The organism is Cyclobacterium sp. 1_MG-2023 (assembly GCF_030546805.1).
Lineage (GTDB): Bacteria > Bacteroidota > Bacteroidia > Cytophagales > Cyclobacteriaceae > Cyclobacterium.
On sequence record NZ_JAUOPC010000013.1, the window covers coordinates 185,840 to 200,144 of the forward strand.

Annotated in this window: 8 protein-coding genes; 4 read left to right on the top strand and 4 right to left on the bottom strand. The window is 39.9% G+C overall.

The window, feature by feature from the left end:
* Positions 1 to 145 precede the first annotated feature (145 nt).
* The 3 genes from Q4534_RS19405 to Q4534_RS19415 all read left to right on the top strand — a co-directional run bounded on the left by Q4534_RS19405 (position 146) and on the right by Q4534_RS19415 (position 3,526).
* Complete coding sequence (locus tag Q4534_RS19405) at positions 146 to 1,111, top strand: exopolyphosphatase (protein WP_303614810.1); 966 nt, start codon at positions 146 to 148, stop codon at positions 1,109 to 1,111.
* Positions 1,112 to 1,186: 75 nt separating this feature from the next.
* Entirely contained in the window at positions 1,187 to 2,260 is a 1,074-nt protein-coding gene (locus tag Q4534_RS19410; protein WP_303614811.1) for an Ldh family oxidoreductase, read from the top strand.
* Between the two features lie 15 nt (positions 2,261 to 2,275).
* Positions 2,276 to 3,526 carry an NRAMP family divalent metal transporter gene (locus Q4534_RS19415; RefSeq protein WP_303614812.1) on the top strand — a complete coding sequence of 417 codons (1,251 nt, stop codon included), beginning with the start codon at positions 2,276 to 2,278 and terminating at the stop codon, positions 3,524 to 3,526.
* Positions 3,527 to 3,730: 204 nt separating this feature from the next.
* Here the strand turns inward: Q4534_RS19415 and Q4534_RS19420 are convergent, their stop codons facing one another.
* The gene (locus tag Q4534_RS19420; protein ID WP_303614813.1) at positions 3,731 to 5,923 is read right to left on the bottom strand and encodes a Na-K-Cl cotransporter; all 2,193 of its coding nucleotides are present in this window, start codon (positions 5,921 to 5,923) and stop codon (positions 3,731 to 3,733) included.
* A gap of 194 nt (positions 5,924 to 6,117) precedes the next feature.
* Positions 6,118 to 7,878 carry a DUF5060 domain-containing protein gene (locus Q4534_RS19425; protein ID WP_303614814.1) on the bottom strand — a complete coding sequence of 587 codons (1,761 nt, stop codon included), beginning with the start codon at positions 7,876 to 7,878 and terminating at the stop codon, positions 6,118 to 6,120.
* 270 nt (positions 7,879 to 8,148) lie between these two features.
* Between Q4534_RS19425 and Q4534_RS19430 the strand changes: the two genes are divergently transcribed.
* Positions 8,149 to 10,215, top strand: a complete 2,067-nt coding sequence (locus tag Q4534_RS19430; RefSeq protein ID WP_303614815.1) for a M13 family metallopeptidase — start codon at positions 8,149 to 8,151, stop codon at positions 10,213 to 10,215.
* A gap of 1,146 nt (positions 10,216 to 11,361) precedes the next feature.
* Here Q4534_RS19430 and Q4534_RS19435 read toward each other — a convergent pair.
* Both Q4534_RS19435 and Q4534_RS19440 read right to left on the bottom strand, forming a co-directional pair.
* Complete coding sequence (locus Q4534_RS19435; RefSeq protein WP_303614816.1) at positions 11,362 to 12,444, bottom strand: Fic family protein; 1,083 nt, start codon at positions 12,442 to 12,444, stop codon at positions 11,362 to 11,364.
* 156 nt (positions 12,445 to 12,600) lie between these two features.
* Positions 12,601 to 13,869 (bottom strand): PD-(D/E)XK nuclease family protein, encoded by a 1,269-nt coding sequence (locus Q4534_RS19440; protein WP_303614817.1) that lies wholly within the window; start codon positions 13,867 to 13,869, stop codon positions 12,601 to 12,603.
* Positions 13,870 to 14,305 lie beyond the last annotated feature (436 nt).

Sequence of the window (14,305 nt, forward strand, 5' to 3'; positions counted from 1 at the left end):
TTAAACACCTAATAATTTTGATTATTATAATTTGAAGTTTCTCTGAATAGTTTTTAACATCATTTTTTTGAATATAAAATCCCGAGCATGAATAATTTTTCAAGAAACTTTATATATTCGCACAAACTTTTGAAAGCCAGGTTTTATGAAAAAAAAGGCGGCAGTCATCGACATGGGCACCAATACCTTTCATCTGCTAATGATAGCATTTGACAACGATGGATTTGAGGTAATCTACCAAGAAAAGGTTCCTGTGAAAATCGGTCAAGGAGGCATCAATCAAAACATCATTCTTCCGGAAGCTGAAAAACGCGGATTGCACACCCTTGAGCATTTTCACAACCTCATTATAGGGGAAGGCATCTCCCAAATTTTCGCTTTTGCCACCAGTGCGGTAAGGAATGCTGACAATGGTTTTTCTTTTATCCGGAAAATTAAACAACAAACCGGAATAGATGCACAAATCATAGACGGAGAGCGGGAGGCTGAGTTGATTTACAAAGGTATCCGGTTAAGTGCTTGTCTAAACGCAGAAAATGCCCTGATGATGGATATTGGTGGAGGTTCTGTTGAATTTATTATTGGGAATACCCATGAAATTCATTGGAAAGGCAGTTTTGAAATAGGTGGCCAAAGGTTATTGGACTTGTTTCATTACCATGATCCAATTCTCCCTGAAGAGGTAGAAAAACTATCCATCTACCTATCAGAAAAGTTAGCTCCTCTTATAGAAGCCATTAAAACACATGCTCCCAAACAACTAATAGGAGCTTCCGGTACCTTTGATACTTTGACGGACATGTACCTAGCTTCGGAAGGAAAGAAAAAAGACAGAAAAACTATTCGTCATATATTACCTGTTTCATCCTTTGAAATCATTGCTTCAGACCTCCTGCTACTTGACAAGGCTAAGCGACTAAAAATCCCCGGCATGATCCCCATGAGGGTAGATATGATTGTGGTGGCTTCCTGCCTGATTCGTTTCATCACACAATTTATTCCAACGAATCAATTGATTTGTTCAACTTACTCATTGAAAGAAGGTGCTGTCTCGGAAGCAATGATCAAAACCGGAGAAATAAAAAGTACCAGCCTTTCGCCTACCCAATAAATCAAGGAAGTTCTTCCATTAAGGCTTAACTTTTTGCATTTTTGCACCATCGATCACCCAATTTCTCGTACAATAATGAATTTCACCCACCAACAATTAGAAAAATTTACCATTGCCGTATTACAAAAAATAGGATGCTCCAAAGCTGATGCAAAAACTGCCGCCTCCGTCTTGTTGTCCGCAGACTTAAGAGGAGTGGACTCCCATGGAGTTGCCCGATTGTCAGGATATGTTAGACTTTGGGAAGCAGGACGAATCAACCCTACACCTAATATTAGGGTAGTACACGAGACCCCAAGTACGGCTGTGGTGGATGGTGATGCAGGTTTAGGTTTGGTGGTTGCCCCCTTTGCCATGAAAGTGGCCATAGAAAAAGCCAAAACAGCCGGAACCGGATGGGTATCTGTAAAAAACTCCAATCATTACGGCATTGCGGGTGTGCATGCAATGGAAGCTTTGCAACACGACATGATCGGCATTTCACTAACGAATGCTAGTCCCTTGGTAAGCCCTACCTTTTCGAAAGAGCGTCTTTTGGGAACCAATCCCATATCGGTAGCCATTCCTGCCAATGAGCAACCCCCATTTGTTTTGGACATGGCAACAACTACTGCCGCCAATGGCAAACTGGAAATCTTACAAAGGAAAAAAGAACAAGCTCCTGAAGGATGGATCCAAGACAAGCATGGGCAATCGACTAGGGATCCTTTAGGGGTGAAAGAAGGGGGTGCCCTTTTGCCCCTTGGTGGTGATAGAGAACATGGTTCTCAGAAAGGCTATGGATTGGGAGCGGTAGTAGATATCTTTTCTGCAGTACTTTCAGGTGCCAATTACGGCCCTTGGGTTCCCCCCTTCGTTGCATTTTTGGATCCTCACCCTAATCCAGTTGGAGAAGGTTTGGGCCATTTCTTTGGTGCAATGCGTGTGGATGCCTTCAGGCCTGCTGATGATTTCAAACAACATATGGACAACTGGATCAGCCGGTTCCGAGAAGCTACACCGGTGGATGGTCAAGAGAAAGTATTGATCCCGGGAGATCCTGAAAGGGAATTAGAACAAGAAAGAAAAGTCAATGGGATACCTTTATTATCAGCTGTGGTAGAAGATCTACGTTCACTGGGTGATAAATTAGGCGTAGCCTGGGAATAAGCTACTGAACACCAATTGAATATTAAACGATTTTTACAAACCCTCGGCCCCGGCATTCTCTTTGCCAGCACAGCCATTGGTGTATCTCACTTGGTGCAAAGCACCAGAGCAGGAGCTGAATACGGCTTTGGTTTGGTGGGGTTCATAATTGCAGCGAACCTCTTCAAGTGGCCGTTTTTCGAATTTGGCTCCAGGTATGCAACAGCCACAGGTGAGTCCCTGATCGATGGATACCAAAAAATCAGTCCTTGGTTTTCTCGCTTGTTTCTAGGCATAAACTTGCTTTCCATGTTTTTCGTTAATGCCGCCGTTACCTTTGTGGCAGCAGGTTTTTTACAAAACTTATTTAATATAGAACTGTCACCAAGCTATTTCTTTGTCCCTTCTATCCTATTGCTGCTGATCTCTTTTCTTTTTCTTGCTTTGGGAAAGTATTCTCTGCTCGATTCAGGTATAAAAGTCATCGGAAGCTTTATGTTTTTGAGCACACTTTTGGCTTTCTTTATTGCTCTTTTTAATGGCCCCAAAGTTCCTATAGAAGATTATTCCATCTTCACCGAATTGACACCTCAATCTTTGCCATTCGTTATTGGCTTAATGGGCTGGATGCCCACAGCCATAGACGCATCAACATGGAATAGCCTATGGACCATCGCTCGAAGAAAGCAAAGTGGCTACGCTCCTACCGTTAAAGAATCTGTTTTTGAATTCAATTTTAGCTATTGGATATCTTCTGCACTTTCCATATGCTTTGTAGTGCTAGGAGCATTTTTGCTTTTCAATACGGGAGACACACTACCGGACAATAACGTTTCTTTTGCCACAGGAGTGGTAAATTTATATGCCACTCAATTGGGCTCCTGGGCATATATGATCATCGCTGCTGCAGGTTTTTCCATTATGTTAGGCACCTGCATTGGAGCCATGGATGGCTACGCTCGCTCCACCGCTAGAGTAATCGCAGTAATGAATAATCGGCAAGAAAAAAATGCGGACTATCTTTTGTGGTTGACCTTGATAACCCTTGGGGGAATTCTGGTAATCGGTTTTTTTATGGCATCTTTTAATCAATTAATAGGATTGGCCACAACCATATCTTTCCTAATTGCTCCTATCATTGCCATCCTCAATTACAAATTGATATTTAGCCAACATCTAACTAAAGCACAACAACCGGGAAATTGGATGCGTTGGCTCTCCATTGCTGGAATTGGTTTCCTTTTTTTATTTTCCTTAGTATTTGTCTATTTCAGTTGGATCAAATAGATCCGGCAACAAGCTGTGAGGGATTATTTTACCATTAAAAATTCGTAGAGGCTAATTTCCAATCAGCGAAACCCGCTGAGAAACTTTAAATCAGTTACGAAAATCCCCAGTCCACTAAGCACAAATACCCCTTATTCCAAGGGAGGGGAATTTATTTCGAAACCATTCTAAAATACAACCTTGATATAGTATTAAACCAAGAAACTAAATCAAAACCTTATCAAACTCCACCTCTTGTGCAGCCAGAACAAAAACCTTGGTAGGCAAAGATTTGGTTCGTTCCTTCAATTTGACATAGTAATCCTCAAAAGCTCCCTCTTCTTCAGGCACTGCCAAGCCCATCATGATCATATCACTGTTTTTCGACTCTTCAGCCATTATATCCCAAAAATTCCGGCCCTCAGCTGTCAATATCTGATAGTCGAAACCTGTACGCATCCCTTCAAAAATTTTATCCAAATTATCTTTTGCTCCTGCATAGGCCTCTTTATTTGGAACGACCATCTTCACATTTACAGAAGCTTGTTGCCATTCCCTGCTGTTTTTCAAAAGGTAGGCCAGAATTATCATCAAGCTTCCATTTCGCTTTAACCCTCCCCACCAGATGTCAATCACTTTCTTTTCCTTAAAACCTATATTCCCTTCATCCTGAACGATGATTACATTTTTCCTGGATTTATAGAAATGCCTTATCATTTCTGAATAGGGCACCAGGCTTCGGTTTTCTCTGGTATCTCCCAGCAAAATGGTATTGGGAACCAACTGTCCCAAACCGTAAGAATTGACCATATGCATGGCCCCTGAAAAAGGGTCAGATGCCCGGACCACTCTTACCAAAGCCTGTATATTTTTATTGGCCAAATAATCCATAATTCTTCCCTCAAAATCCTTGACTTTCTCTTGAGGAACATTGGATTCAGATACAATGGTGGTCACAGTAAACAGTGCATTACCATTGGTGATATCATCGGCAAGTTCAATCAAGCGCCACCTCTTCCCGGGAGAGCCCGACAAAACAAGAATATTGGGGCGCCAACTTTTGGCATTGGCCTCTTTCTCTAGCCTAAATAAAGCATACCTTATTATAGAAGAAAAAACTCCTCTTCCCAGGCCTCCCCACGTCGCCTCAATTTTTCTCCTTTCCAGCCAAACAAAAATGATCCCTATCACCGAAAAAGCCATAAGGGTTGCCAAAGCATTAATCAAAATCATCACTCCTGCACAACCAAGGGCACCCAAAAGTGAAAACACCCAATGAACCTTAAACTTGGGTCTGAAAGAAGCACTTCCTAAAAACCGCTCTGTGGCTGCCGTAATATTTAAAACCGCATAGGTGGTTAGAAAAAACATGGTGAGCACAGGGGCAATGAGATTTAAGTTACCAAAATACACCGTCAATAGGGTGATGCCAATGGTAAAGAGCGTTGCCGCTCTAGGAATCTTTTCCTTCCCTCCTACTTTACTAAATACACCGGCCCATTTGGGCAAAATCTTATCATTGGCCAAGGCCTGCAATACTCTTGGTGCTCCCAATAAACTACCGGTGGCACTTGACAAGGTTGCTCCCCATATCCCCAGCACAATGGCTCCACCCCAAATGGCAATATCCTGCATAATAAGAGGATTATCGATCAGTGTAGAAGCATCTGCTCTGCTAGCCAATATCACCGGTAATATCATATAAATCAAATAGCCCACACCAATGGCCATAAAAGTTCCTTTGGGTATGGATTTGGAAGGGTTTTTTAAATCTCCTGACATATTTACCCCTGCCATAATTCCGGTAACTGCCGGAAAGAAAATAGCAAAGACCTGCCAAAAATCTACCGACTGCGCTGCCGGCACTCCCCAAAGTTCAACATTTGAGTCCTCCATGGGACTACCAAATGCCAAAGACAATAAAGATAGTGCAATCAAGCCCATGATAAAAAACTGGCTTTTGATCGTGGCTGTGGTGGAAAACAAGGCCAATCCACCTAAAACCAAGGTGGTAATTATCCCTACCCACTTCATATCCAAGGCAGGGAAAATAGCAACGACAGATTCAGAAAAACCAATGACATACAAGGAAACTGAAAAAGCCTGAGCCAGGTATAAGGGTATCCCTACAGCACCACCAATTTCTGCTCCCAAAGACCTACTGATTAAAAAATAGGCTCCTCCACCTTTTACAGGCGCATTGGTAGCAATGGCCGATATTGACAAGGAAGTCAGAAAGGTAATGGCAGTTGAAAGGGTTACGATAAGTAAGGTCCCAATCAAACCCACATTCCCCACAACCCAACCAAACCTTAGGTACATGATAACCCCCAAGATGGTCAGTAAAGAAGGAGTAAAAACCCCACCAAAAGTACCAAGTTTGGCCGAACCGGCATTTTTTATATTTTTTATATTCATATGAATGCGCTACAGTCTAGGTTTCAGCTAATCGTACAAAGCCAAGTTATCACTGGGTCAAATGATCGCATCGATTTATTTCCCGGGTAATGCCACCCCTTAAGGTCTTGGTAATTTTTGGCCATGACCTTTGCAAAAAACCCGGACCAATATTTATGTCGAGGTAAAATAATGGAGATTTTGGATCGAATATCTTATTTATTATTAACCTTTTTCACCAAGATCACCCAGTCTAAATCAATTTCTTCAGGAGCTTTTCCTAATGAGGTGTTTTGTCCACCCGACACTTGCTTTAAAGCCTCATTTTGAGACCTGGCGCCTGTTCTCGGGTTAAACCAATGAATTTCAAACAGCCCTTCAGGCAATTTGAGTTCCCCTTCCCCACCATCTCTGAGGTAATATACAAATACTTCATCATTGGCAGCTAGCAACCAGGCATTTGCTGCTTCATTTTTTTGAGGGGCCAATTCTTGAAAAGGGATTTCACTTTTGGTGAAAAAGTTTTTGGCATGATTCATCAGCTCATAATAGGCTTGGTATTTTCGGTAATCTTGTATTCTTAGATCTTCGCCTTTCCCAATATACACTTCCGTTCCTGCGGCACCGGCCATTAAGGAAGCCCAAAGGGAATGCTTTCTCCACACATCCAATTCCGGATACTCAGGGCCGGTATAAGGCTCATCATAAGAAACTACCCAAGGATGCCCCGAAGCAGCAGAGGCTTTTCTCCAATGCAAAATCCGGTCATACCCATGTGTTACGTCTTGGAAATTTCCCTGAAAACTTATCCCCGTATAGGATGGATCACCCACCAAATCTTCGAAAATTGCATCTGTATTTGAAGGACCATTATGAACCACAATTAATTCATCATAAGGGAGTAATTCTTTAAGGTAAGCAGCGAATTGTTTCCTCTGCTGGGTGGTAATTGATTTTCCGTAGCCTTCATCTTTTTGCCAACCGTTTTCTTCTCCTATATTCCAAGTTACCGCATTAAGGTAACCAAATCTGGCAGCTAATTCTCTATAAAAAAGCTTTCGGCTGTTGGCAAAATCACCCCCTTCTTTAAATTCAAAATAGGATTGATTCTCTTGCTCAGACAATACAAATTGAACCATCATCCCTTCCTGCATCATATAATCAAAAAGCCCTTGCCACTGATCAAGTTTGGAGACATCATATTGGTAATAATCATCCTGCCCAACCCATGGAAAGGCTGTCTTTCCATCGCCATAAGCACTCATTAGCAAAAAGTAATGGGAATTGATGCCTTGCTTTTTAAGGTAATTGACCACCCCGACTATCCCTTTCCCTTTATCTTTATGCCAAAGCAGATCACCTTCTTCCCAATCAGCGATGTGTTTCTTATAAGTCCTTTCAGAATCAGTTCCATCAAACTCCTTGTATTGGAGCAATACCTCCGGCGCATTGGCTCCCATTTTAAAAAAATATTCCCCATTGGTGAATTGAAGAAAATGCTCCCCAATATATTGTAATTTCCCTTTGCCCAAAAAGCCAGCTTGGCTTGTATCTGCAGGGGTTACAGTAAATGTTCCTTGCTCACCATCAAAGGCCAAACTGTTTCCTTTGGCATCTCCTGTAGCGATAGCTATATTTTCACCTTCTAAAAAGCTGACACGATAGGACCATTCTCCCGGTTTTAGGGGCAATAAGTGGGCCCTCCACACCTTACCGCTTTCAGCTCCACTCTCACCGGCTTCACCATCCGCTGCAAAATACCCCGGCACCACTATGTTTTCACCATCAGGGTCGGTAAAATGCACCTCCATTTTATAATTTAAAAATGTCGCTTTGTCTTCAGTCAACTCCGGCCCATTCCATGAAAACGTCATTTTTTGGTAGGCAAAAGTATCCCCTTGAATCGGTGATTTCTGACTGCAGGCGATTAAAATAAACCCCATTAGGGAAAAGCAAATAAATGGTATAGGGCGCATAAAATTTTAGGTTTAATGGTTGGATTATTGGCTAAATATAGGAAATGCATTGACCAATTCATAAAGTGCTTTTTGATTAGAGACTAAAGTAAGTACACTCCGTTTTTCACTTATAAAATGCGCTTGATTTAAATTTATTGAATAGGGATTACCAGCAAATGTGATCCGTATAAATGGTTGTCAATTTATATTTCACAACAAATTCAAATCCGTATTGAACAATTTTTTCTTGATTTTTGTACATTATATAATCACAAACCTGATATCCCTATGAAAATACTAAGTCAAACAAGCGTAATTCCTGCTTTAATTCTATTCACGGCCTTCTCCTGTGCTCCAAAGCAAATAGAAACTGAGGAAAAAGTAGAAGCCATTAACTTAAGTCATATGGACACCTCCACCCGTGCGCAAGATGATTTTTTTCAGTATGTCAATGGAACCTGGTTAGCAGAGGCAGAAATACCTGCAGACCAAGGGAGATGGGGTAGCTTTCTGGAACTTAGAGATCAAAGTATAGCCGGGGTAAAGCAGGTCATGGAAACAGCCAAGGCCAATATTTCCGAGTATCCTAAAGGAACTGATCAATACAAGGCGGTGACATTTTATACCATTGGAATGGATTCTTTATTGGCAGAGAAAAGAGGTCATGAAGCACTACTCCCTTGGTTTGATCAGATTGATCAGATTAAATCCACGGAAGAGCTGCAGACTTTTATAGAGAAAGTCCACCCAGCAGGGATAAGTGCCTTTTTCAATATCTACGTAAGTTCTGATGCCAAAGACTCCGACAAAAATGCCTTATACCTAAGTCAGGGAGGGCTTGGTTTGCCTGACAGGGATTATTATGTGGATGAAAGCAACGAAAAATTCAAAGAAATCAAGGCGAAATACGAGGCCCATATTTCCAAGGTATTTCAACTACTAGGCAGTTCGGAGTCGGCAGCCCGCAAGGTGGCAGAAGATGTTTTGGCGATAGAAACAAAGCTCGCGGCTGCCAGCAAGACCAGAATCGAAATGCGAGATGCAGAAGGCAGATACAATAAATATTCAGTAGAAAAACTTCAGGAAGAGGCTCCTTCACTCAATTGGTCTTCCATGTTTGAATCATTCGGTGCAGCCACCGATGAGGTTATCGTCAGCAGCCCGGATTTTATGCTTGCCCTGGAAAAGGTTTTCAGTGAATCGAGTCCTGAAATGTGGCAAAACTACTTAAAATGGCACTTAGTGCGCAAGTCATCTCCCTATATGAATCATGCATTGGTCCAGGCAAATTTTGACTTTTACGGAAAAGAATTGCAGGGAACAGAAGCATTGAGAGCCCGGTGGAAAAGGGTGCTGAGCAGTGCCGAAGGAGCTGTAGGAGAAGCCATAGGTAAATTATACACCGAAGAATTCTTTCCCGAGGAAGCCAAAGAAAAAGCCAATGAGATGGTCAATAATATATTGGAAGCCATGGGTGATCGAATCCAAAACCTGGACTGGATGAGTGATGAAACCAAAGCCAAGGCAATGGACAAGCTGGCTACATTCACAGTAAAGATCGGCTATCCGGATAAATGGGAAAGCTATGCTGCCCTAGAGCTGGATGACAATAGGGAGACCACCTCCTACCTGTCCAATATTATTGCTGCCAACCAATTTCAATTTCGCAAAAATATGGACAAACTGGGTAAGGAAGTGGATCGCTCGGAGTGGTTTATGACGCCTCAAACGGTAAATGCCTACTACAATCCTACCTATAATGAAATAGTATTCCCTGCGGCCATTCTTCAGCCACCTTTTTACAATTATAAAGCAGATGCTGCGGTAAATTATGGTGGTATAGGTGCTGTAATTGGACATGAGATATCCCATGGATTTGATGATCAAGGCAGTCGCTACAGTCCGGATGGCAACTTGGAAAACTGGTGGAAAGATGAAGATCTTGAACGCTTTAAGGAGAGAACAGGAGCACTTGTGGCCCAATATGATCAATATGAACCTATTGAAGGATTGAACGTGAAAGGTCAACTTACCTTGGGGGAAAACATTGGTGACCTAGGTGGTGTACTGGTGGCCTATGATGGGCTTCAAATGCATCTGGAGGAGCACGGCAACCCGGGAGAAATTGATGGATTCACTCCCTCACAAAGATTTTTCCTTTCATGGGCTACCGTTTGGCGCACCAAAAGCAGGGAAGAGGCCTTGCGCACCCAAATCCAAACAGACCCTCATTCACCGGCACAATATCGTGCCAATGGTCCATTGGTCAATGTTGACGCTTTTTATCAGGCCTTTGATGTCAAAGAAGGGGATCAAATGTATGTCGTACCGGAGGAGAGGGTAAGAATCTGGTAAAGTGAATCTCAATAAGAGTTATTGATATATTTTAATGCTTGATCAAGCCCCTTCCCTTCAAAGAAGGCAATCAAGTTTAGGATTTAAAAAGAGTTCTCGGTTTCGGGAACTCTTTTTTTTAGCTGGTTCTCCATCCATAGGGCATTACCGTCATTTACGGCCTTAAAAGTTTCATAAATTAACAAATCCCCAAAACCCGGTAGGGTTGTCATTTTTGTAGCCAAGGCTGCCAAGCCTTGGTAAAAAAAGGAGAACAACCTGATTTTGGCGGTATTGTTGCTTTTTTTTCCGCAACAATACTGACAAAATCACTAACGATTATGGTTATCCTAATTTCTACCTGTTCATTTTTGGCTTGATCCAAAAACGAACCAAAAAAATCAAGGCTGTATGTAAATCTTAACGCAAAATGAATCACTCCCTAGCTAAACAAAAAAAACTCGGCCGAAAAGGCCTCAAACAGATTTTTGTTTTTAACGCCATTGAGCAATCCATTTTACTAATTTCCATAAGGCCTAAAAAAGTAAATAGAATTAAACAAGCTTAGGCAGCTAAAGGTATATAGACTAGATATTTAACCTAGCCTAGAATTCATTTTCCCTTAACATTACTCGCTATGGTAATCAACATAACAAATCCCAAAAACCCCATAGGGGTGTCAGTTTTGTAGCCAAGGCTGTGAAGCCTTGGTTAAATGAAAGGCTAACAATCTGATTTTGGCGGTATTGTTGTTTTTTTTCTGCAATAATGTTGACAAAGTCATTTATTGAGTGTTTTCTAAACCACGGTTACAACGCTGTTATATTTCGCCATGTCGACATGTTTTTTTTATTTTGAGCCCTGAAAGGGTGATATCTACCAGCGATGGGTGAGGCCCATCGTTAAAAGACATGCGATTTTTCAAGCCCTGACGAGGGCGGTATAAAATCCTCTTTGCACAGACCTACATTCAACAAAGTAGGTCTCGGTTCTATTTAAATCCTGTAACATTGGTTCGCCTTGCTTTAAGATAGACAACCTTCGGAACTTGGAATTTCTGCCAGTTACGAAAGTTTCAGTCCAAACGCTGGAGACTTGAGAGCAAGGAACCTGTTATATGCCGTGGTGTCCAGGCTACCGTATTACAGCATTTTAGGTTTCCGAGCATTATTGTTTAAGTATATCAATCAGGTCTTTATTAATATAGAGTATTTCTCGCCCGACTTTTTGAGATTTTAAAACTCCAATTTCTTCTAATTCTTTTAAGTATCTCGATGCAGCTTTTCTTTCAACACCCAATCTGGATACTACAAAATCAATTTTTGAATACGGCTGCTCAAAAAGTAATTCAACAAGTTCTTTCCTGTAAATTTTTGGTAATCCTTTTTGAACTTTAATTATAGTATTGTCTAACAGGCTCTTAATGCTCGTTATTTTCATAATAGTATGCTTCGATGTATTTTCAACCGCTTTTAGCATAAACATTATCCAGTTCTCCCAATCTCCATCATGATTGGTTTTATTTAATAATCGATAGTATTCTGGTTTGTTCTCAATTATATAGGAACTTAAATATAAAATTGGAACGTCAATCAAGTCGTTAAGTATCAAGAAAAGGATATTTAGAATTCTTCCGGTTCTACCGTTACCATCATAAAATGGATGAATGCTTTCAAACTGATAATGCAGTATCGCAAGGTTTATTAAAGGTGATAATTCACTGTCATTCTGGTTATAATAATTGATGAAATTTGTCAATAATTCTAAAATTTCGATCTTGTCTTGTGGGGGAGTATATACAACCTCTCCTGTTTTATCATTTTTGAGAACAGTTCCAGGTGTGCTTCTAATCCCTGCTGTATTATCGACTAATTCTTGCTGTATGTTAACTATGTCATTAACTCGAATAAACCCTTGTTCTTTAGCTATATGAAATCCTGAGAATATGGCTTTACGGTAATTTACGACTTCTTTTATTTCAGCAGATAGGGATATTTTTTTACCTGCTAATGCCTTATATAACTCATCTTGTGTTGTAATAATATTTTCAATCTCGGAGCTATCCTTTGCCTCTTGAAGTACTATTGCATTAATTAGCATTGCCTGATTGGGAATTGTCTTTGCGATACCCTTAAGTTCAGCTAAGGCAGCTGTTGACCTATTTGTCTGTCTTAAGATTTCAATAGTCTCAACTTTTTCTCTTGGGGGAGGAAGTAATTCAAGCTTATAATGTGGTGCATTTTGTCCCATGTCTTTATTATCTGTCCCAAAAATACAAATTTCGGTACATATATTTAGGGTGACCGCTTCATTTTGCTTGAAAACTAACGTCATAGCAATAAAATGAGGAAGGACGAAGGGGTTCTTCATTCTTCGTCGCATGTTACACACCGGTACTTTTAAGGCCTATTTTATGTTTTCGAACTGTAATTTAGGAAAATGCCCAGTCATCTTGTTTGTAAATCGTTCTGTATTATCTTTCCCCCAATTTCGTGCTATATAATACTCAGTATCGTTGTAAATAAATTCAGGTTTGTGGTTGATTCTATATTTACGGTACTTTTCTTCATTTTCTGTAACTTCATTTTTTTGTTTGAGTAAATCAAAGCTTGAGGTTCGATCATTCTTCAGGAGTTGGAATGTTTCATGATTAATCAAATTGAATTTTTCTAAAGTGTCTACAGTACATCGTCCAATATCTGATTTTTTAATCTCTTTATGTATTAATCTTTCATCGTAATAGATGTTATAAAGGGACCTATCTCTCGTTGACCCTTGAAGTTGATCTAAAGTTGATTTAAATTGTTCCCTAACTTCTGGTTCAACTTTTGGATCAGTTGTCATTGCATATAAAGAAGCCAATATCAGTTTTTCATTTTTATCCCAAAATTTGGATAGAAGTTCTCTTTCTTTATTTCCTAAAGCCATAATTAACCCTTGTTTATATTCATCATCCTCATTTATACTTGGTTGACTTAGTGAATTTAGATAGTCTCTAACAATATATCGTGTCGTCCCCGAAATATTTGTGTTGAGAATTGGTTCTAAGATCGAGTCTGCAATTAGTTGGTAATTAATCTGAATGAAGCTTTTACAGGTACATTCTGGTTCATCGAGTTCTATCAGATCTAAAGAAGAAATTGGTGTAAGAAATACATAGATATTTGTACAATTTGAATCTTTGAGACCTTCAAAATAATTGAAATATTTATTTGTTTGATCGCTATGTTCAACCGAACCAACCTTATTTTCAATTATAACCTTGAAACTTTGATTTTGATCTGAGTAATTAACTTCACCCTGTATAAGAATATCTAGCCTTCCATATTTCCCAACTGATTTTTCGGCGAAAGTCTCTATTTCTTTGAGTTCATAATCTTCAACGATAATTGAATCTATAAAATTCGATGCTAGATTTAATTGATCTCTTTTTGATTGATGAAAAATGAGATTTAATAGTTTCCTAACTGCAAAATCTCCTATTTGGTGAGATTCATTTGGATTAAATATCCACGACAAGAAATTATTATGGGCTGCTTCCTTTCTACTCACTCCTAGAATTTCTGAAAATGACTTTGTGCTGTAATAGGTTGAAAGTTCCGCTACGATCGCATCGTTATTGAATCTTTTTATCAATTCTCGTATTTCCGATATTTCTAAACTTTCACTATTCATAAGGAATCTTCATTTATGTCCTTTGATGGTATGTAACATTTGTATATATACCCATTTAGCCACACAATTGAGCATACAACCAACAGCTTCGGCTTTTTTTTCTTACAAATTAAGGATTTCAGACTAGCAATTCTTTGTGTTCACTAAAATTTAAAAGTAAAACTCAAGGAATCCCAAAAACCCCATAGGGGTGTCATTTTTGTAGCCAAGGTTGTAAAGCCTTGGTCAAAACGATAAGCACGACACGATTTTGGCGGTATTGTTGCATTTTTTTTTTGCAACAATGCTGACAGAATCCCTTTTATCAGAATCATAAAATATAATCAATATAATTCATAGGGGAATTTAACCTTTTGAGATGGTTTATTGACTTTTTCTAATGGCTACCCTTTTTCTTTTCCTGTTCATTTTTGGCTTGATCCAAAAACGAACCAAA

Excerpts from the sequence above, each read along its gene's own strand:
- Q4534_RS19430 (WP_303614815.1), top strand. The coding sequence starts at position 8,149 with ATGAAAATACTAAGTCAAACAAGCGTAATTCCTGCTTTAATTCTATTC.
- Q4534_RS19410 (WP_303614811.1), top strand. The coding sequence starts at position 1,187 with ATGAATTTCACCCACCAACAATTAGAAAAATTTACCATTGCCGTATTA.
- Q4534_RS19420 (WP_303614813.1), bottom strand. The coding sequence starts at position 5,923 with ATGAATATAAAAAATATAAAAAATGCCGGTTCGGCCAAACTTGGTACT.
- Q4534_RS19435 (WP_303614816.1), bottom strand. The coding sequence starts at position 12,444 with ATGGGACAAAATGCACCACATTATAAGCTTGAATTACTTCCTCCCCCA.
- Q4534_RS19425 (WP_303614814.1), bottom strand. The coding sequence starts at position 7,878 with ATGCGCCCTATACCATTTATTTGCTTTTCCCTAATGGGGTTTATTTTA.
- Q4534_RS19405 (WP_303614810.1), top strand. The coding sequence starts at position 146 with ATGAAAAAAAAGGCGGCAGTCATCGACATGGGCACCAATACCTTTCAT.
- Q4534_RS19440 (WP_303614817.1), bottom strand. The coding sequence starts at position 13,869 with ATGAATAGTGAAAGTTTAGAAATATCGGAAATACGAGAATTGATAAAA.